We start from the raw sequence: 20106 nt of genomic DNA on the forward strand, positions 1-20106 counted from the left end.
AATATGCCTTTTGGCTCTATTTTACAAATCATAGTCAAAGAGATAACGGAACCTTAATCATAATAAATGTCCCAAGACCTATTTTCGAATCTATTGTCATCGTTCCTTCCAATAAATCTACTCTTTCTTTCATGCCCAGCAAGCCGAATGATTTGTTTTTCTTCTCTTTCGCTTCCTTCAGGTCGAACCCTTTACCGTTATCTTTTATCATTAAAATCACAAAATCCTTTGTGATCTCAACTTTGACTGTAATTTCTTCAGATTCAGAATGCTTTAGCGCATTAGACACAGCTTCCTGTGCGAGCCTGAAGAGCGCAACCTCAAACTGAGGCGCTAGCCTCTGATCCTCTGTTTCTCCAATGCACTGAAAATGTATTTTGACCTTCCCGTTATATTCCTCGGTTGTATATAGATATTTTCTTAAAGTTGGAATCAGGCCTAGGTCATCAAGGGCCATCGGTCTTAAATCATATATAATCCTTCTCACTTCGTAAAGGGCATTCCGAACATTTTGGCGTAGATTTTTAATTTCTTGGAATCCGTCCTCTGCGCCCCGGTCACGGAAAATCCGCTCGATTAATTCCGACCTCATCATAACATTCGCCAGCATTTGAGCGGGTCCGTCATGGATTTCTCTTGAGACTCTTTTTCGCTCTTCTTCCTGCGCCTCAATAATTCTTAAGCCGAAATCCTGTTTTGCCTGAGCATCAGCAAGAAGCAGTCCAACTTCGCGCAAATCCTGATTCAAGTAGTTGAGCACAACTGTAATTTGGCTTACTAATGATTCTGACCGCTCAATGATTTCCTGAAGCCCTAGCAATCTGCGCTCCAAATCGTCCCGCCGTTCGCGCAATTGCTTCTCACGCTGCTGGATCATCGTCAATTCTACCTGCAGCTTATGGGCTTTTTCATAAGCATTGCGGATTTCCTCTTCACTGAATCTATGAAAATTACGGCTGACCTCGGATAAACGGTTTCTCGCATGGCGGGTTTGCACTTCAAGTTTATCGCCAAGCTCGATCACTTCATACACCTGCTGTTTAATTTGTTTCAGTTCTTCGACCAGCTGTTCATACTGCTGGCGTGACTGCTCCCCGATTTGAAAAACCTCGTCCTTGCTCCCGTCAACGGTTTTCAGCATCTTCATCAAAATAGAATCCAGCACTTTGGAATCCATCTTTGTTTTATTCATAATTTCCCTCCGTCACGGCGTTGTCATATATTTTTATTATAAATGTAATTGATCTGCAAATTATGTCGAATTATAATGAAAGAATGCGTATATTCTAGAAAAAAACATTTTTATATACTATCTACTCTTTATGATACCAAAATACGCACAAAAATTCTAAAGACTGTACGAATTTGTATAGGCAGTCTTTTATGCTTAGCAGGAGGGTCAGCTAGCATGCTGCACAGCTATTTTACTGTGAAAGAAGCAGGAGAACACGAGATTGTTATAGAAAAATCGCGTTTTATCTGTCATTTAAGCCGTGTTTCTACCGAACAAGAGGCACAGGAATTTATACAGAAAATAAAGAAACAGCACTGGAATGCGACTCATAATTGCTCGGCTTATGTTATTGGCGAGAATGATCATATCCAAAAAGCCAATGATGACGGGGAACCAAGCGGTACAGCGGGAGTGCCGATGCTCGAGGTTTTAAAAAAACGCAGGCTGAAGGATACTTGCGCCGTCGTTACACGCTACTTCGGAGGCATTAAGCTTGGTGCTGGCGGATTAATTCGCGCTTATGGGAAATCAGTGTCTGAAGGATTAAATCATATAGGTGTTGTAGAACGGAAGCTTATGCGAATCATGCATACTTCTGCAGATTACACATGGCTTGGCAAGATTGAAAATGAATTAAGGGAGTCACAATTTCTGTTAAAGGAAATCCATTATTCAGAAAATGTTGAATTCGAAACATACGTCGAAGAAAAAGAAACAAACGCTTTTTCTGAATGGATGACAGAACTGACAAATGGAAAGAGTGATATTAAAGAGGGAGAGTTGACGTATCTTGAAAAAGCCGTCAATCACATAAAGGAGACTGAATAATGGCTGAACGCGTTAGAGTGCGTGTGCGAAAAAAGAAAAAGAGCAAACGCAGGAAAATTTTAAAAAGAATTATGTTATTGTTCGCCCTTGCACTATTGGTAGTTGTAGGGCTTGGCGGGTATAAACTTTATAAAACAATTAACGCTGCGGATGAATCGTACGATGCCCTATCCCGCGGGAATAAATCAAATCTTCGCAACGAAGTTGTAGACATGAAGAAAAAACCGTTTTCTATTTTATTTATGGGAATAGAGGATTACGCGACTAAAGGACAAAAAGGGAGATCAGACTCTCTTATTGTTGTTACCCTGGATCCCAAAAATAAAACCATGAAAATGCTGAGCATTCCGCGTGACACACGTGTGCAATTAGCTGGTGACACAACGGGAAGCAAGACGAAGATCAATGCCGCTTACAGCAAAGGCGGTAAAGATGAGACAGTTGAAACTGTTGAAAACTTCTTGCAAATCCCGATTGATAAATATGTCACAGTTGATTTTGACGGATTTAAAGATGTGATTAATGAAGTCGGCGGTATTGATGTTGACGTGCCTTTCGATTTCGATGAAAAAAGTGATGTAGACGAAAGCAAACGGATTTACTTCAAAAAAGGCGAGATGCATTTGAACGGCGAAGAAGCCTTAGCATATGCCCGGATGAGAAAACAGGATAAACGCGGAGACTTTGGCCGTAATGACAGACAAAAACAAATCTTAAACGCGCTGATTGACCGCATGTCAAGTGCAAGCAACATTGCTAAAATTGATAAAATCGCAGAAAAAGCCAGCGAAAACGTTGAAACCAATATTCGCATTACTGAAGGTTTAGCGCTTCAGCAGATTTACAGCGGCTTTACCAGCAAAAAAATCGACACATTGAGCATTACAGGTTCTGATTTGTATTTAGGGCCTAACAACACTTATTACTTTGAACCTGATGCTACAAATCTCGAGAAAGTCAGAAAAACGCTTCAAGAGCATTTAGATTATACTCCTGATACAAGCACTGGCATTTCCGGTACCGGAAATGCAACAGACGGGACTGACAGCTCAAGCAGCTCTGGCAGCTCTGGCACAACAACTGACGGGACGACGAGCGGAAACAGCTATTCGAATGACAGCAGCACAAGCTCAAACAACAGTACAACGAATTCAACAACTGATTCATCCTATTAAAAAATGCCCGGTCCTTTTAGAGGATCGGGCATTTTTGCGCAGAAAAAAACTCCGGCACATAAGCCGGAATTTTTAATTCCTTTTCACCAGCCGTTTATAAAACTTTGTAAACGGCTTAAATTTTTCATTCACGAGTCCTGTCACTTCTGCTATGATTTGCATAAAAATAATTAAAATGAAGATAATAAACAAAGAAAGCCAAATTGTGGCACTTTTAAGTACTATCGCACTGATACTGAAAATAAATCCAATTAAATAAATAACTAAGACCGACATCCGATGTGAAAGGCCAAAGGCCATCAGTCTATGGTGAATATGCGACTTATCAGGCGCTGAAATCGGCTGTTTGTTTAATATTCTCCTGATGATAGCAAAAGTTGTATCAAAAATCGGTACGCCTAATATAATAATCGGGATAACGATACTGAACAATGTGACACTTTTATACAGGCCTAATAATGAAAGAATCGAAATACTATACCCTAAAAAAAGTGATCCCGTATCTCCCATAAAGATTTTTGCCGGGTGGAAGTTGTAAAACAAAAACCCCAGCGTGCTGGCAATAACGACTAATGAGAGTGACAGAATGAGCACTTTTCCGCCGGATAGCGCCATGACAGCGATCGTTGACAGGCCGATAACAGAAAGACCGGCAGCAAGGCCATCCAATCCATCAATCAGGTTAATTGCGTTCGTGATGCCGACAATCCATAATACCGTCAGCGGATAAGCCATCCATCCTAACTCAAATCGTTCTGTTAAAAAAGGTACTGAGAAAAAGTCCATTTTTAAGCCAGTGCTTACAATCATAATGGCTACACCTAATTGAATCAAAAACTTAACTTTTGCACTTAATTGATATTTATCGTCAAGAATACCTAACACAATAATGATGAATGCTCCGACTGTAATTGCCGTCATCCTTGTTTCTGTGTAAATACCGGATGCAAGCACGCCTGCAACCACCCCGATAAATATGGCCAGCCCGCCCATACGGGGCATGATTTTGTCATGTACTTTTCGATTGCTGGGCTGGTCAACTGCACCTATTTTAATCGCAATCCTTTTTACGATTGGGGTCATGATTAAAACTGTCAGCAGCGAGACAATAAACGCAACAACAATGCGGATCATGCGTTCGTCAAGCATAAAGAAGTCTCCTTTGAGATTAAATGAAGTCTTTATTTATATAGAGAACCGTTCCTTCCATTATACCTTCTCCTTAGTTATTATAACAAGCTTCATCAAAAAGAAACACGTATAATCAAAAAACGCGCATCCCAATTTATAGGACTACGCATGTTTTTGAATCCCTGTATATTTCATAATTTGTCTAAATAAGCAATTCCAATCTTGTGTGCGAGCGATGTTTCGGCGCATTTCTTTATAGGTTTCGTCTCCGTTTTGTTCGAGAACTTTTTCACAAGCTGCTATAAAATCAATTGGATGATCACCTTCTACATATTCGTATACATACGGCTTTTGCATTTTTGAGGTTGACGGGAGATTAGAGCCGACGACAGGTTTTCCTGCCGCTAAAAATTCAAATAGTTTCAGCGGAAACACAGCTTGATTATACGATGATTTTTTATAAGGCATGATACCAATGTCGATAAGCTCCATAAAATGCGGAACTTCTTTCGGATCTGCCGGGCCGGTCCATATGACATTTGGAAGCCTCAGCAGCTCTTGAAACGAAACGTCACCATTGGTGGCATCCGGGCCAACCCATAAAAATGTCCAATCAGGCTTTTGCAGGGCGGCTTCTTCAATCATTTTAAAATCGAGCTTCGGTTTAATTCCGCCGATAAAACCTAACACTGTTCCTTCTCTCCCCTGCAGTATACTGCGATCTGGAGCTTGTTTAGTTGCAGAAAACAGCTCATACTCCACACCGTTTTCCACAGTATGAACCTTTTCTCGTCCTGCAGTCAGTTTTTTGTCTACTTCCTTGTGAAGATAATCTGATGAACAGGTTATTGAATCTGCTCGTTGTATAATTCTCAGCTCTGCCGATTTAATGACTTTTCGCCGGAATTCAGACAGCAGATTTGATCGGCCGCTGATCGGTGCCGCCCATAAGTCACTGCAGTCATAAATGACCTGATCCCAAGGATACAGCGAAGACAGCAGCGGGTATCCGGGAAACGTGTACCATAAACAGCAGCGTTCACCATTTGCAGAAGCAGGTGTAAGCTCATCGATTAATGGGGAGAGCTTATGTCTGTAAAAGGCATCTGTATATCGTCCGAAACGAAACATTTTTTTCTGCAGCAGGTCTTTGACAGCGAATTGCCTGATGCCAGAATGGACTTCCTGAAACTCTTTCCCTTGGGCACGCGGAGCCGGACATACCCAAATAACTTCCTTCGTTTCCTCCTGAGCAGCTAAAAATTCTGCCAGCCGGTGCCTTCTGTATCTCAATTGGTCTTTTCCCCATTCAGCAGTGGCAACGATGACATGAATGATTGCTTCTTTTGTTTCCACCTTCATCACCTTTTCTCTCTGTTTGCGGCTATAATCTTTTTTTTACCGCGTTTTTTGCATATTGAACAAAACACCATGTTGCTTTCATAAAATGAAGCCGTTCGATCTCCCTGTAGACAAACCACGTTTTTTTCGCAGCCTTCCATTTGTTGCTGGAAATTGAGTTATTGACAAGCCGATATTCAGCCAGGCATTCCTTCATTCCATAGGCAGTAAATCCTTTTTTTAAAAGAGACAGCCATGTGGCTAAGTCCTGTCTCGTTCTGATATTCGGCATTTGGATCTGTCCCGTTTGCTCCCTGTCAATCATCACCGTCAAGCAGCCGATAATTGTATTTTTCAGGGCGTCATCGTACGTCAGGCTTTCCGGCGCATGAATAAATTTATCGAGTGGGGTCCCGTCCTGCGCCATTAAGCTGTAGCCCGTGAAAGAAAACGCACAGGAGCGCTCCATCATAAACTCAAGCTGCTTTTCCAGTTTGTCTTTTTTCCATTTGTCATCACTGTCCAAAAATGCTACGTAGCGCCCTTGAGCGCGTTCCAACGCTTTGTTGCGAGCAACCGCAGCTCCGGAGTTCTCTTCCAGATACACCACATGAATTCTTTCGTCTATTTTTTCATACTGCTGTAAAATGTCGCGGGTCCCATCCGTTGAGCAATCATCCACGATAATCATTTCCCAATGAGGATGGCTCTGATCTAATACCGAATGAACCGTGTCTTCAATATAGTCACGCGCATTATAGGAAGGTGTAATGACAGATACGAGAGGTTTCCAATTGGTCATGATCACATCTCCATCGTATGATTTTAAAAGGATTCCCTGAAAAATTCAGGAATGACAACGAACATAAAGGCAATCGTAAGGCCAATCATAACGCCGAGAACTGCTTTCTTTTTCGGAGACATTCCGCCGCCTGCTGTCTCACTTACGGTTTCGGAATCAGTAACACTTGCCGCTTTCAGGTTAAGCTGTGTGTTTTTGAGCTCATATAAAAATCTCTCTTTATCCACTTTGGAATCCTCGCTCACCGACTCGCCTTCAAGCGCGTCTATGCTGCTGCGGATGACGGCTTCTCTTTCTGCATACAGCTTTTGATCATTTTTGAGGAAGGTGGAGGATATGGCGTTTAAGACAGATTCCGTTCTATCCTTATCCTCGTCGCTATAGCTTAAAGTCAGTAACGATTTGGATTCCGTTTTGATGGTAAGCTTCTCTTTGATCTCTGCTACATCTTCATCCTTTTCATCAGGAAGCGCCTCCTTCAAAAAAGAGTCGCTCTTAAGCAGAAGCGGAATCTCTTCTGTGCTGTTATAAACCGGATGATCATAGCTCCCCACAGCCAAAGTATCTTCAGCTGTATAGCTCTTTTGATCAGCGATCTGTGACGGCAGGATATACCCCGCCGCACCTAATATAATTGGCACCGCTACGATCCAAATGATATTTTTTTTTATGCGACGGGCTATTCTTATCAATATATCGTTCATATAAGTCTCCCTGCTTTTTGTAGTCTGTTTATCTGTACATCGGCTCAGGCATTTGTCTGGATCGCCTTAACACATTCACGGCGGCGATGACGAGCGCCATAAACACCCAATGGAAAAATAAATTTGAAACAGAGCTTGGGCTGATACTTGATACCAGGAAACTGACCATAGCGGTAATAAGTCCTTCTGTGATCAGTTTTGACTGATTTTCTAATTTTCTTTCATAAAACTTGTAAAGCACCCATATGAGGTAGGCATAAACGGACAGATATCCCAGCATGATGAACAAGCCAAAATTAGCAAGAATTTCAACAAGCCAGTTATGCACCTCTGCCACATTGTCAGTATCATATACAGCATAATGCTCAAGATAATAGGATACATTTCCTGCCCCGACTCCGAATCCGTATGAATCAAGGAAAAAATGCCAAGCGTTTTTCAGCAGATTTGCCCGAGCCACATTTGATGGAAGCCTGTCATGAAATGAATGCAGCGTCTGCGGGGCCAGAAACAGCTCCCAAAACTTTGAATAGATTTTGCTGGCGAAAAGAACTGCGAAAAGAGCAATTCCCGCCGCCGACAGCCATATAGCCATTTTCTTTAAAACAGGCGGCAATACAATGAAGATGTAGACAGCAATACCTGCAAAAATCCCCAGAAGGCTGGCTCTTGAACCAGTGGCAAAAATTAAATACAACGCACAGAGCGAGAGCACAAGGCCAATTGCCTTGATGTATCCATTCTTAATGTTTTTCATCATCGTGATGTAAAAAAAGAAGCTGATGGATAAAAAGGTCGCAAAGTCATTTTGATTAAAAAAGACCGATGTCGGATAATGCTGCTTATACTCCGGTCCGCTGTACAATGTGGAACTCGCAAGATGATGGTGGGTGATATGATTGTAAAAGCCAATGATCATCAGAAATACCGTCATCACCAGCCAAATGGCATAAACAATCATCAGCCGCTCCATTTTTTGCACGTACATGACAATAAGATAAATGAAGAAAATTCCCATTGCCAATAAGGCTAAATACTTGAGGCCAACTGTTACCGACTTGGCCCACAGCAGAGAAACAAGGCCATATATAAACCAAAAGGCGAAAAAGAGCAAAATCCCTTTTACTTGCAGCCCATGCCATCTTTCAATATGGGTTCGATTCCGAACCATGCCGAAAATATGAAGGCAACCCGCTGCAATGAGCAGAAGCCGGTAAAGGAACAAACTGAAAAATCCAAGATGAATAGCGAAAAATGCATTATTTAAAAAAGTGCAGGCGATCAAAATATAGATTACAGCCATAAAGAGCCGTTCTTTTGTTGTAAATGCGGTTGCAAGCGTCAGTAAAAACAGGCCAATTGCCAACACCGCAAGCACAGCAGCCATCTGCATGAAACCTATATCTTTATGGATGGCTCCCAGCAATAGGACGACTCCAAATATAGCAGCGGCCAGTAACGCTAGCGTATGGACCGCTGATCGTTTGATACTCACATGTTTAACCCCTTTCCTGATGTTTCAGGAGCCGGCGGCCGAGCCTAGCAGCCGGCAGCTTCAACCAAGTAACACTTTTTCTTTTTATAAATTGACGCTTCCCAAGTCTTTAGCCAATTCTTCAAGCGGCAAGCCCGGAAAATACTTGTCAGAAGGTTCCGTTCCCCGAACAACGGGACGGCCGATAGAGTGATAAATGTATCCGGCTGCCTGCATCTCTTCAAGTGAAAATAAATTTCTGCCGTCGATGATGACTGGCTGTTTTAAGAGGGTTTTCACTTTTACAAGCTCCATTTCTTTCACTTCCGGCCAATCCGTTAAAATCAGGCATGCATCAGTGTCTTCCATCGCAGCATACACATCTGTGTAATACTCGACCTGTTCGCCAAGGATCGCTGAAGCTTCAGGAATAGCAATCGGATCGTATGCTTTTACATGGGCGCCCAGCTGCTGCAGCATTGGGATAATATCAAGCGCTGGAGCGGATCTCACATCGTTCGTATTCGGTTTGAAGGCTAATCCCAGGACTGAAATGGTTCTCCCTTTGACGCTTCCCATAACAGTCAAAAGTTTATCTACAATATGAACACGCTGCTTTTCGTTCGTTTCAATGACAGCTTCGATAAGCTTGAATGGATAGCCTGCCGATTTTGCGATTTGAAGCAGCGCGGTTGTATCCTTTGGAAAACATGAACCGCCGAATCCAATACCCGCTTTAAGGAACTTTCTGCCGATACGGCTGTCAAGACCAACACCATCAGCAACTTTTGAAACGTCTGCGCCGACTCGCTCACAAATGTTTGCGATATCGTTGATAAAGGAAATCTTTGTCGCCAGAAATGCATTCGCGGCGTATTTAATCATTTCTGCACTTTCTAGGTTTGTTTTAATGACAGGAGCATGGAATGGCTGATGAAGTTCCTCAATGATGGCAGCGGCTTTAGGACTTGTTGAACCAATCACGGCACGCTCCATATTCATCGTGTCATGAATCGCTGACCCTTCCCGAAGGAATTCAGGGTTAGATACAACATCAAATGAGTATCTACCCTTTGAGGCTTTTTGAACGATAGATTGCACCAGTTTCCCTGTTCCAACCGGGACTGTGCTTTTATTTACGATCACTTTGTAGCCGTTAAGATGCTCACCGATTGTTTTCGCCGCCGCTTTGACGTACGTTAAATCAGCTTCACCTGTTTTGGACATAGGCGTTCCGACTGCAATATAAATAATATCTGAGGCCCGAATGGCAGACGGGATATCGTTCGTAAAGGTCAAGCGCTGATCCAGCACATTTTTTTCAACTAAGTCTGCAAGCCCTGGTTCATAGATTGGGATTACCCCATTTTTCAGACTTCTGATTTTTGATTCATCGATATCACAGCAAACAACTTTATTGCCGATCTCCGCAAAGCAAGTGCCTGATACGAGTCCTACATAACCTGTTCCAATGACAGCTATTTTTTTCACAGCGCTCATCCCTCTCCTGTAAAATGATCTTCCTACATATATTGGTCGCAGCTTCTTACGATTAAACGGACGTTTTCGTGACCGTCTTATACTGATGATGCAAGGCCTTGGCGTTTTTTCCTGCGTCAAATTGAGCCTGCACGGTTTCATACAAGTCATCTGCTACTTCCGGCTTCCATATTTGCTCATGTTCGTACCGAGTGATCGCTTCTGCCAAGGCTTGAGCGGATTTCGGTTTAATCAGCAGATGTTGGTGCTTTCCGAATAAAGACGACACTCCGCCAACATCCGTACAAATAACAGGAACCCTTAGCGCCAGCGCCTCAATCACAACAGTCGGCATCCCCTCACTGTAAGAAGGAAGTACAAATAGATCTGCCGCAAGTAAATAGTCTCTTACCTGGTGATTCGGGACTTGGCCTGTGACGATATGCCCCTTCTGCGTCAGCGTCGATTTTGCGGGACCATCCCCGACAAAGACTGCCTTAGGAGAGTTCTGCAGCGATTCGATCGCTTCAGACAGTTCAAAAATGCCTTTCTCTCTGACCAGCCGGCCGACATAGATAGCCAGACGCTGATCGAGCGGGAGTCCGAGTCTTTTTCTGATTTCCTCTTTCGTCTCCTCATTCTCCTGAAAACGGCTGAGCTGTATGCCGATCGGCAAAACCGAGCTGTCAAAGCCCGAAAGCTTTTTGGCTTCTTCCTGAAGCTTGTGGCTGACTGCTAAAACAACTGACGCAGAACCTACGGCACGCTTGAAGGCTTTAAACGCTCCTTTGCTGTAATGCGGATAGACATTCACATCACTGCCATGCAAGGTCAGGACATAAGGAATTTGCGCTGACTCTGACACGACTGCCGCAGCCCCGCCCGATGGCATGGCAAAATGCGCATGGATTAGATCCGGATATAGGTCACGCTGTTTCATGGTTTTTAAAACGGCTGATGCGATTCTCCGATGAGGCTGCGCCCACTTCAGCTGGCCGGGAACTGCCCGATAGAAAGGCCGGTAAACCGGTATTCCCTTTCTAATCTCATACTCCGGTCTGGCATCCTTTTTTCGATATGTCTTTTTCAGCATGCGGACAGGTGCTGAATGAAAAGGCCGTGGGCATATCACAGTGATATCAAGCCCGAGTTTTTGCAGCTCTTGCACCTGTGTCTCATGAAACACACCCTCTCCGGGTTTCATACTGCTCGGATATACGCTTGTGATCCACAAAATCTTCATGACAAACGTCCTTTTCTTAGTAGTTTGCTTTTTGTTTGAGGGTACGCTTTTACCAAAAGAAAGAGATAGCACAGCGCCCCGGCCGCAACTGAAATGACCAGCCGCATTTCTGCCTGCATACTGAAGTGTTCGGTACTGAGGCTTACACCAAACGCGATGATGCCCATCGCCGCAGTAATCAGAAATGGCTTCATAATCGACTGGAAATAAGCCGAAAGGTTAAGCTTGATGACATATGCCAAAAGCCAGCGCCCGATCAGGAAATTAACAACGCTGATAATGGCATACACCCATGCGACTGTCAGCAGGCTTCCCGTCTGTACAGCTGCAAAGAGTGATAATCCGTACAGCAGCAGGACGCCGGAATCCCAATAAAACGATAAGTCTGCTCTTCCTTTAGCCAGCAACACAGATCCATTTGGATTCATGAGCACTCTTAGTATTCCGACAATCGCCAGAACATTTAGGATCGGAACAGCAGCAAGCCATTTTTCTCCGAAAACCGCTGTGATAAAGGCGTCTGACACAGATACGAGCCCGATTAACAGCGGAAACGAAACAAGCGCCAGCATTTTTGTCATATTCAGAAAGCCTTCTCTGATCACGCTGTTTTCATATTTGTTTTTTGCGAAAACAGGGAATGCCACCCGTGTGACAATCGGATTGATCTTCAAAACCGGAATGGTGACAATCTGATAAGCGAGGTTATAAATCCCCAATGCTTCAGCACCAATAAACCGGCCGATCAAAATCATGTCGATATTTGCTCCCAGCCTGTTCACAAGACGGGATGAAAGCTGAAAGGCTCCAAAAGTAAAGAAATCCTTCATGCCTCTCAAATCAAAAACAAAAGCAGGATGCCACTTTTTTCGGTATACTGCCCAATATAAAATCCCTTTACTGGACTGCAGCAGGACTTGAGAAATCACGTACGCCAAAATCACATCCATCATAAAAACCGCTATCGCTAAATATCCGAATGACAATACATTTGAAAAAATCTCTATTTTGCTTAACGTATTAAAATGCAGCTGCTTTTGCAGCATATACTGATATTGCTGTCCAATTGGCGCGATCAAAAACATAATCGCCAGAATCCGAACCAAAAACACCAGCTCTTCTCTTTGATAAAATCCCGCAATGACAGGACTGCTCACATATAAAAGAACAAACAGCAAAACGCCCGTCATAATGTTAAGCCAATACAATGTTGACAGCTGGCGCTCCGTCGCATCGTCTCTCTGAATTAATGCTGCGCCAAAACCCATATCGAGCACAATCTGGGCGAAAACTGTAACCGTTGTGATCATGCCGACAAGCCCAAATTCTGTTAAGGTCATCATATTTCCAAGCAGGGCAAACTGAACAATTTGTATGATTGTAATACACATGGTTGAAATACTTGTCCACTTTGCACCGCTCATGATTTGTTTTGTAATACTTGGCATCATATTCCCTACTTCTTTTTAAGCTCAGATTGATGGTGAATAATGGAATCCCGTTTTATCTTGCACCATCACCCGTCCAAACTACTTTACAAGTTTTTAACATAATTTTTAATTCTAAAGTGAAAGTCAGATTGCGAATGTAATATAAATCAAATATCAGCTTTTCCTTCGGCGTCATATCGTAACCGCCGTTCACCTGAGCCCAGCCGCTCAATCCCGGTTTAACAGCCAGACGCTGTGTAAAGCCTGGAATCTCATTCTGGAATTTTTCCGTGAATACGGGCCGTTCCGGACGAGGGCCTATCATACTCATATCGCCTTTCAGCACATTAAACAGCTGAGGAAGCTCGTCAATTCTCGTTCTTCTGATAAAAGCTCCGATCCTTGTCACCCGCGGATCTTGCTTCTGTGCCCAAACCGCCCCAGACTTCTCGGCATCTATTTTCATGGAACGAAGCTTATAAAGCTTAAATGGTTTCCCGCCTTTCCCTACGCGTTCCTGCGTATAAATGGCAGGCCCCGGCGTCTCCAAACAAATCAATATTGAAAATACCGCAATCATTGGCAGCGCAATCGCCAACCCAATGAGCGCACACCAAATATCCATTACGCGCTTTATTGCCAAATAACGAGCCGTCTTTTCAGATAATGTAAAAGAATGTATTTGCTGAACTGAGAATTCACGACTCACATTCATGCTTTTCTCTGCACTCACTGACACACACCTCACGATTTGTTTGGGATGTTATGATGACCTATGCCAGTCAGTTTAGCAGACGGATGTTAATTGGATGTAAATGGTATGTTAAGAAGTGTGAATTACGTGTTTTTTCTGATAAATGTTGTTAATACTCTTTTACTATTTTATATACAATTCCTATTTGTTTTAATCATTTCATATAAAAAAGAGACAAATCTGTGATTAGATTTGTCTCTTTCGATTATCTGTAATAAGATACTGTGCCGTCATGAATAGCTTGTGCAGCTTTATCTTTATAAACCGCTTGCTTCAATTTACTTGCATCTGATGCATTAGTGATAAAGGCAGTTTCAACTAAAACACTCGGCATTTTAGAATATTTAATAACGTAGAAAGCAGCTGTTTTTACTCCCCGGTCTCTCGTTCCAAGATTAGCCGCTAACTTTGGTTGAATTTGTTCAGCCAGTCTCTTGCTATTTGCGGCTTGATATGTTGTATCGTAGTACGTCTCACTCCCATTTGGGGATGAGCTATCATTAGCATTTGCATGTATACTGATAAATAAATCTGCTTGTGCAGAAGCTGCTTTATTTACTCTCTCCTGTAAAGAATAAAAAGTATCATTAGATCTTGACAGTACCGGAAGAGCACCTGAAGCATTTAGCTTTGTATTGACTCTTTTCGCTATATCAAGGTTGACTTCTTTCTCAAGGAGTCCATTGCCGATTGCTCCTGAATCTTGATCACCGTGACCCGGATCAATAAAGATTGTTTCACCAACTACCGGGTTCTTTAGCTGATTAGCAACCTTGGTGCTTACGGCAGGAGTGTTTCCGATAATCATAAAGTTTGACATGTTTTTACTTCCAATAATTTTACGGGCTCCTGTAGATAAATTTTCACCATTTGTAAGGATAAGAGATTGCTTCTTCTTAGCTGCCAGTGTAGCTCCTGCAATAGAGTCAGGGTAGCTGAATCCATTGCTTACATATACGGTGCTTGTTGATAAATTAAGTTTTTGTACGATATTTGCAGCAAGCTCATATCTGTTTGAGCCGCTAATTCTTGTAGGAGAAGGTAACTTGCTGTATACCGTATTGCTGATACTTCCAGTTCCTCCTACAACAACCGTACTCGAAATTCCCTTATCTTTTATCACAGACGTTGTCGCAGTATTTATAGATGTTTTATTTGTAAAAAGAATTGGATACCCGTTTTTCGCTGCATAAGGAATGACGGCCGGAGCGTCTGCATATAAGAAGCCATTCAAAATAACAGCTTTTGAAGTCGCACCCATCGCTTTTGCCACCCGTGCAGCCGTATCATAACGGTTGCTTCCTGCAATTCGTTTAATACTTATCCCCAAGCTTTTAATCTGGTTAGCAGTGTTAGATGAAACAGCAGGTGTTCCGCCTACAATAATTACATTTTTAGTCTGCATCTCTTTCAATCTTGTTTTCGTTTCATATGAAAGCTTATCAGAATTAGTGTAAAGCAATGGCGCATTCTTCTGGTAAGCAAGGGGTGCTGCTGAAATAGCATCTGCATAGGAACTCCCACCAACAATTACAGCTGTACTTGCTGTTGAATACATTTGCTTTGATATTTGTACAGCAGTGCCGTATCTATTGCTTCCCCCGACTCTTTTCACTGAATTATCGGCCAAAGCTGTTGGCACAAAAAGTATGAGCCCCAGAAAACACATTGTTAGGACTTTTATATAAGAACGCAATTGATTTCCTCCTTAAATGGCGTTATATCCTAAAATAATCAATAACTTGTCAGAGTTGTACCTGGATAGTAAAATTTCAAAATTGAACTATATGAATCTCCAGCTTCTGCTCTTGCTTTTGCTCCATATTGACTCATTCCGATCCCGTGACCATATCCTTTACCGCTGATTGTGTACTTTGAAGTATCTTTTTTTACAGTCACATAAGTACTTTTAAATACAGTCGCTCCAATCATTGTCCTTAACTCACTTGTTGGTACACTAATGGTTGTAATTTTGCTCAAGTTATAGGAGCCAGTACTGCTTTTAACAAAATACTTCACTTTCATCGATGCTGTTTTTGCACGCTGCCCTTGTGTCGTTCCACTAAAGCTTAAATCGTCAATACTTGCAATTTTGACAGAATCAGCGCTTGTTTCTTTATTTTTCAAGATCCAGTTCTTAACTCCGGAAAGTCTTGCAGAATCAGTTTCAGTCGCTGAAGACCACCAAGAAGAAGGCTTCGTTAAGTCCAAAGATTTCGTATCTAGCTGTTGTTTTGACAAAGTAAGCGTCCAGCCTATTTGAGGATCCTTTGTATCTTTTTTTGCAATCAAGTAAGGTACACTTGACGACCACACTTCATTACTAGCTTCTGTGTAACCACCATTACTGGAAGAATAAGCTGCAGTTATAAGTGATCCATTATATTTCAGAACTTTCCCCTTCGTTTGCTCTACCGCTTTATTGGTATTCGAATTCCAACTGTAGCCACCATAAACTTGAAAAGCGGTTGTATCAGGTACAGTAGTTCCTGTTTTTGTTATTGAGTAGGTTCTTGCAGCGACAGTCTGTGCTTTAAGAGCCTCAAGTGACCAGCTAGCAGGCATTTCATTCGGAATTACTCCTTTTAAGTAATCCTCAAATGGAATATTCTCATTTACCGGTCGGATATATTTAGTAGACTCAATAGAGAAATTAACCGTGCCAAGATATTGCTTTCCATCAAGACTAATTCTGTTTGAAGTAGAATAGTTTTCTGGTTTAATTCTTAGGGAGTTTCCATAAGTTTTGATGTTTTCAAGGTTTAATTTTCCGCTGTTGATTTTTAGATTATAGGTGCTACCGTCAGCTAAATAAAATTCATCAGCAAGTGAATTCTCAACTTCAGCAGAAATTGAACTGGTACTTCCAATAAAGTCGTATGCATATGTGGCTTTATCTTTCGTTATACTTTTAGCCGCAGCCGGAACGCTATCTTGTTTAATAAATAAAATTTGGCTGTTTTTCTTCGAGGCAAGCGAAGCGCCTATCAGTACGTCTGCATATTTTGTCCCGTTCGTCATTACGACTTTATCAGCCTTCAACTTTAGTTGCTTAATTATATTTGCCGTAAGTTCATATCTGGTTGATCCAGGAATCCTTTGCACAGTTGAAGTTTTTTTAATTTGGTTTTCTACACTATCACTGACGCTAAATGAACTGCCTATAATGATGACTTGTTTTGGCAAATCATAATCCGGAAGCTTGTCTTTCTCTGTAAGCAAAATAGGGTATCCGTGTGCTGCTGCATATGGAGCAATGGCTAAAGCGTCTTGAAATACTCTTCCGGTTACAACGATCGCTTTATCATAGCTGCCCATTTGCTTTGCAATATTTTCTGATAAGACATATCTATTTTTTCCGCTTATCCTTTTCACAGCGCCATATGATTTCAGCTTGTTTTCTACATCTTTTGAAATGCTTCGCGCTCCCCCAATGATTAAAATATTATCAGGGTTAAACTTAGCAATTTGTCTTTCAGTAGTTTTTGTTAACGTGTCAGGCTGAGTAAATAAAACTGGTGCGTTCAGTTTTTTCGCCAATGGAATAACAGGCAATGCATCAATAAAAATATCTCGGTTCACCAATATCACTGTATTAGGATTTTTCCACTGGCTGTTGGATGCAAGAGTCGCAGTTTCGTATCGTGAAGCGCCTGCAAAACGATCCGTAACAGCAACATTATCTCCAGTTACTTTATAAAATCCTGTTGGCGATAGACTGATGCTAGATTTATTTCCAATATAATTTGACAATTTAACTGAGATGTTTGAGTCTGCTGCAAAAGAAACTGATGGAATCAATAATAAGATTGCAGCAAGTGAACACACTATCAATTGTTTGCAAGATTTCAAAATTTCAGGTTCCTCCCTATATCTTAGTTGGCACGTTCAATATCTTTTAACAGAAGCTGACCCTCATCATTTTTTTCATATGTAATCGTGACCTTATCTCCACTGTTAAACTTATCAAGATCACTTGTCGATTCTTCAGTGATATCAAGACTAACCGGCTCATTATCTACTGTTACTTCTATTGTATGAGTATCAGCTAACCCTACATAAGTACCTTCTTTTGTTTCAATGTTACTGTCTGGCGATACATCTTCACCTTGACTCTTTTGACTATTAACCCCGCAACCCGAAAGAAGCAATATAAAGAACAGTAAAGCAATAAATTTTTTCATTTTTTTCACCTCATTATATTTTATCGTCAACCTATTTTATATTTTAAAGAAAAATTAAGAAACAATGAAACTTTTTTTTATAAAAAACGACTATTTTAGGATTTCATTCTTGTATTAAATAGAGTTGTATTTATTGGAAATTTAACTCATAATGAAAGTAATTTAACAGACGAGGTGCAAAGGATGAGAAACGAACGCAGAAAAAAGAAAAAAACTTTATTACTGACAATTTTAACGATAATCGGACTTCTTGTACTCGGAACTGGTGGCTATGCATACTACTTATGGCATAAAGCAGCATCAACCGTGGCAAGTATTCATGAAAGCATTGATAAATCGAAAAAGAGGGATAAAGAGGTCAGTATCAATAAAAAAGATCCTTTTTCCGTCTTAATCATGGGTGTGGATGAACGCGACGGCGATAAGGGCCGTGCCGATACGCTCATTTATATGACCGTTAACCCAAAAACGAATACAACCGACATGGTCAGCATTCCGCGTGACACGTATACAAAAATTATCGGAAAAGGCACAATGGATAAAATCAACCATTCATACGCTTTCGGCGGCACGCAGATGACGGTAGACACTGTTGAGAACTTCCTCGATGTTCCGGTTGATTATTTTGTAAAAGTGAACATGGAAAGCTTTAGAGACGTTGTTGATACACTTGGCGGCATTACAGTTAACAGCACATTCGCGTTCAGTTATGACGGTTATTCGTTCGGCAAAGGAGAAATCACGCTGAACGGAAAAGAAGCGCTCGCTTATACCCGGATGAGAAAAGAAGATCCGAGAGGCGACTTCGGACGCCAGGACCGCCAGCGCCAAGTCATCCAAGGTATTATTAATAAAGGCGCTAATATTTCTTCCATCACGAAATTCGGAGATATGTTTAAAGTTGTTGAAGATAATGTGAAAACGAACTTGACCTTCGATAACATGTGGGATATCCAGTCGGATTACAAAGGTGCGCGGAAACATATTAAACAGCACGAACTAAAAGGTACAGGCACGAAAATCAATGGAATTTACTACTACCAAGCTGATGAAAGCGCCCTTTCCGATATTACAAAAGAGCTGAAGGAAAGCCTCGAAAAGTAAAACAAAAAGAAGCTTCGCACAATGTGCAAAGCTTCTTTTTTATTTACCTGTAAATGAATCCGGTTGTTCTTTCCGGTACCCGTAATGAAACAGCAATTCTTCCACAATCCGGCGGGAAGCCTCTCCATCTCCATACGGATTAGAAGCCTGGGACATTTTCTTGTACTCATCATGATCAGTTAACAGCTGTTTTGCCAGCTGATAAATGTTTTCCTCATCCGTCCCTGCAAGTTTCAGCGTTCCCGCTTCCACTCCTTCAGGCCGTTCCGTCGTATCACGCAGAACAAGCACCGGTTTCCCGAGAGATGGGGCTTCCTCCTGCACGCCGCCCGAATCTGTCAATATAAAATGCGATTTCGCTGCAAAGTTATGGAAATCAATCACCTCTAAAGGTTCAATCAGATGCACTCTGTCAGAATCACCAAAATGCTTCTGAGCCGCTTCCCGGACAACAGGATTCAGGTGCACAGGGTAAACGACTTGTACATCTTCAAATTCCCCTACAATTCTGCGGATGGCCTTGAACATGTTTTCCATTGGCTCACCCAAATTTTCCCGGCGGTGAGCGGTCAAGAGAATCATTTTATCCTCACCCACCTGATCGAGAACAGGATGTGAGTAACCATCCCTAACCGTTGTGTTGAGTGCGTCAATCGCTGTATTGCCCGTTACAAAAATAGAGTCGGCCTTTTTGTTTTCTTTTAATAAATTGTCTTTCGCCTGGCCTGTCGGAGCAAAATGCAAATCAGCAATCGCCCCTGTCATCTGTCGATTGAGCTCTTCCGGAAACGGGGAATACTTATTCCCTGTACGGAGCCCCGCCTCCACATGACCGACAGCAATTTGATGGTAAAAAGCGGCTAGGCTTCCGGCAAACGTCGTCGTCGTATCACCATGGACAAGCACAATATCGGGTTTGATATCTTTAAACAACTCATCCAATTTTACAAGTGCGTTAGACGTAATCTCTGCCAGTGTCTGCCGCTCCTTCATAATGTTCAAATCGAAGTCAGGCTTGATGTGAAACGCATCTAACACCTGATCGAGCATCTGTCTGTGCTGTGCAGTTACCGTTACATAGGAATCTATTTCAGGATATTTTTTCAATTCAAGCACAAGCGGTGCCATCTTGATCGCTTCAGGCCTGGTCCCGAAAACGGTCATCACTTTTAGTTTTTTCATATTTGTCACCTGGTTTTCTGCTATAGTAAATAAATTCATAC

General features: G+C 42.0%; 17 protein-coding genes. 3 read left to right on the forward strand and 14 right to left on the reverse strand.

Features of this window, described 5'->3' with window-relative positions; all coding sequences use genetic code 11:
• Positions 1-34: 34 nt before the first annotated feature.
• Positions 35-1192 (reverse strand): two-component sensor histidine kinase DegS, encoded by a 1158-nt coding sequence (gene degS, locus M1D65_RS17640; protein ID WP_003227983.1) that lies wholly within the window; start codon positions 1190-1192, stop codon positions 35-37.
• A gap of 216 nt (positions 1193-1408) precedes the next feature.
• Between degS and M1D65_RS17645 the strand changes: the two genes are divergently transcribed.
• Together M1D65_RS17645 and tagV are read left to right on the forward strand one after the other, a co-directional pair.
• A complete protein-coding gene (locus M1D65_RS17645) occupies positions 1409-2062 on the forward strand; it encodes a YigZ family protein (RefSeq protein WP_003227979.1) in 654 nt (217 codons plus the stop codon).
• Complete coding sequence (gene tagV / locus M1D65_RS17650; RefSeq protein ID WP_103803401.1) at positions 2062-3237, forward strand: polyisoprenyl-teichoic acid--peptidoglycan teichoic acid transferase TagV; 1176 nt, start codon at positions 2062-2064, stop codon at positions 3235-3237. The genes M1D65_RS17645 and tagV overlap by 1 nt, the downstream gene beginning before the upstream one ends.
• 72 nt (positions 3238-3309) lie before the next feature.
• On the opposite strand, the gene M1D65_RS17655 is transcribed toward tagV, so the two are convergent.
• The 12 genes from M1D65_RS17655 to lytA all read right to left on the reverse strand — a co-directional run bounded on the left by M1D65_RS17655 (position 3310) and on the right by lytA (position 17779).
• Positions 3310-4386: an MraY family glycosyltransferase gene (locus M1D65_RS17655; RefSeq protein ID WP_032726968.1), complete on the reverse strand. Its 1077-nt coding sequence runs from the start codon at positions 4384-4386 to the stop codon at positions 3310-3312.
• Positions 4387-4530: 144 nt separating this feature from the next.
• The gene (gene tuaH, locus M1D65_RS17660; protein ID WP_080474504.1) at positions 4531-5724 is read right to left on the reverse strand and encodes a teichuronic acid biosynthesis protein TuaH; all 1194 of its coding nucleotides are present in this window, start codon (positions 5722-5724) and stop codon (positions 4531-4533) included.
• 28 nt (positions 5725-5752) lie between these two features.
• Positions 5753-6511, reverse strand: coding sequence for a teichuronic acid biosynthesis protein TuaG (tuaG, locus tag M1D65_RS17665; RefSeq protein ID WP_021480719.1), 759 nt, complete (start codon positions 6509-6511; stop codon positions 5753-5755).
• Between the two features lie 23 nt (positions 6512-6534).
• Positions 6535-7215: a teichuronic acid biosynthesis protein TuaF gene (gene tuaF, locus M1D65_RS17670; protein WP_072173455.1), complete on the reverse strand. Its 681-nt coding sequence runs from the start codon at positions 7213-7215 to the stop codon at positions 6535-6537.
• Between the two features lie 28 nt (positions 7216-7243).
• Positions 7244-8710 carry a teichuronic acid biosynthesis protein TuaE gene (gene tuaE, locus M1D65_RS17675; protein WP_032726971.1) on the reverse strand — a complete coding sequence of 489 codons (1467 nt, stop codon included), beginning with the start codon at positions 8708-8710 and terminating at the stop codon, positions 7244-7246.
• A gap of 84 nt (positions 8711-8794) precedes the next feature.
• Positions 8795-10180, reverse strand: a complete 1386-nt coding sequence (gene tuaD / locus M1D65_RS17680) for a UDP-glucose 6-dehydrogenase TuaD (protein WP_456270659.1) — start codon at positions 10178-10180, stop codon at positions 8795-8797.
• Between the two features lie 61 nt (positions 10181-10241).
• Entirely contained in the window at positions 10242-11411 is a 1170-nt protein-coding gene (gene tuaC, locus M1D65_RS17685; RefSeq protein WP_064671516.1) for a teichuronic acid biosynthesis protein TuaC, read from the reverse strand.
• Entirely contained in the window at positions 11408-12859 is a 1452-nt protein-coding gene (gene tuaB, locus M1D65_RS17690; RefSeq protein ID WP_064671654.1) for a teichuronic acid biosynthesis protein TuaB, read from the reverse strand. The genes tuaC and tuaB overlap by 4 nt, the downstream gene beginning before the upstream one ends.
• A gap of 55 nt (positions 12860-12914) precedes the next feature.
• The gene (locus M1D65_RS17695) at positions 12915-13574 is read right to left on the reverse strand and encodes a sugar transferase (RefSeq protein ID WP_456270660.1); all 660 of its coding nucleotides are present in this window, start codon (positions 13572-13574) and stop codon (positions 12915-12917) included.
• A 226-nt stretch (positions 13575-13800) separates the two neighbouring features.
• A complete protein-coding gene (lytC, locus tag M1D65_RS17700) occupies positions 13801-15291 on the reverse strand; it encodes an N-acetylmuramoyl-L-alanine amidase LytC (protein ID WP_032726973.1) in 1491 nt (496 codons plus the stop codon).
• Between the two features lie 38 nt (positions 15292-15329).
• The gene (locus M1D65_RS17705) at positions 15330-17447 is read right to left on the reverse strand and encodes a SpoIID/LytB domain-containing protein (protein WP_014478143.1); all 2118 of its coding nucleotides are present in this window, start codon (positions 17445-17447) and stop codon (positions 15330-15332) included.
• Positions 17448-17470: 23 nt separating this feature from the next.
• Positions 17471-17779, reverse strand: a complete 309-nt coding sequence (gene lytA / locus M1D65_RS17710; protein WP_003242772.1) for a membrane-bound protein LytA — start codon at positions 17777-17779, stop codon at positions 17471-17473.
• 183 nt (positions 17780-17962) lie between these two features.
• Between lytA and tagU the strand changes: the two genes are divergently transcribed.
• Positions 17963-18883 carry a polyisoprenyl-teichoic acid--peptidoglycan teichoic acid transferase TagU gene (gene tagU / locus M1D65_RS17715; RefSeq protein ID WP_014478144.1) on the forward strand — a complete coding sequence of 307 codons (921 nt, stop codon included), beginning with the start codon at positions 17963-17965 and terminating at the stop codon, positions 18881-18883.
• Between the two features lie 39 nt (positions 18884-18922).
• Here tagU and wecB read toward each other — a convergent pair whose 3' ends face one another.
• A complete protein-coding gene (wecB, locus tag M1D65_RS17720) occupies positions 18923-20065 on the reverse strand; it encodes a non-hydrolyzing UDP-N-acetylglucosamine 2-epimerase (RefSeq protein WP_021480729.1) in 1143 nt (380 codons plus the stop codon).
• Positions 20066-20106: the final 41 nt, after the last annotated feature.

This window comes from Bacillus sp. JZ39, from assembly GCF_053903145.1.

Bases quoted from the DNA above. Each gene is read 5' to 3' on its own strand.
- degS (WP_003227983.1), bottom strand. From the start codon at position 1,192: ATGAATAAAACAAAGATGGATTCCAAAGTGCTGGATTCTATTTTGATG.
- M1D65_RS17645 (WP_003227979.1), top strand. From the start codon at position 1,409: ATGCTGCACAGCTATTTTACTGTGAAAGAAGCAGGAGAACACGAGATT.
- tagV (WP_103803401.1), top strand. From the start codon at position 2,062: ATGGCTGAACGCGTTAGAGTGCGTGTGCGAAAAAAGAAAAAGAGCAAA.
- M1D65_RS17655 (WP_032726968.1), bottom strand. From the start codon at position 4,386: ATGCTTGACGAACGCATGATCCGCATTGTTGTTGCGTTTATTGTCTCG.
- tuaG (WP_021480719.1), bottom strand. From the start codon at position 6,511: ATGACCAATTGGAAACCTCTCGTATCTGTCATTACACCTTCCTATAAT.
- tuaF (WP_072173455.1), bottom strand. From the start codon at position 7,215: ATGAACGATATATTGATAAGAATAGCCCGTCGCATAAAAAAAAATATC.
- tuaC (WP_064671516.1), bottom strand. From the start codon at position 11,411: ATGAAGATTTTGTGGATCACAAGCGTATATCCGAGCAGTATGAAACCC.
- tuaB (WP_064671654.1), bottom strand. From the start codon at position 12,859: ATGCCAAGTATTACAAAACAAATCATGAGCGGTGCAAAGTGGACAAGT.
- lytA (WP_003242772.1), bottom strand. From the start codon at position 17,779: ATGAAAAAATTTATTGCTTTACTGTTCTTTATATTGCTTCTTTCGGGT.
- tagU (WP_014478144.1), top strand. From the start codon at position 17,963: ATGAGAAACGAACGCAGAAAAAAGAAAAAAACTTTATTACTGACAATT.
- wecB (WP_021480729.1), bottom strand. From the start codon at position 20,065: ATGAAAAAACTAAAAGTGATGACCGTTTTCGGGACCAGGCCTGAAGCG.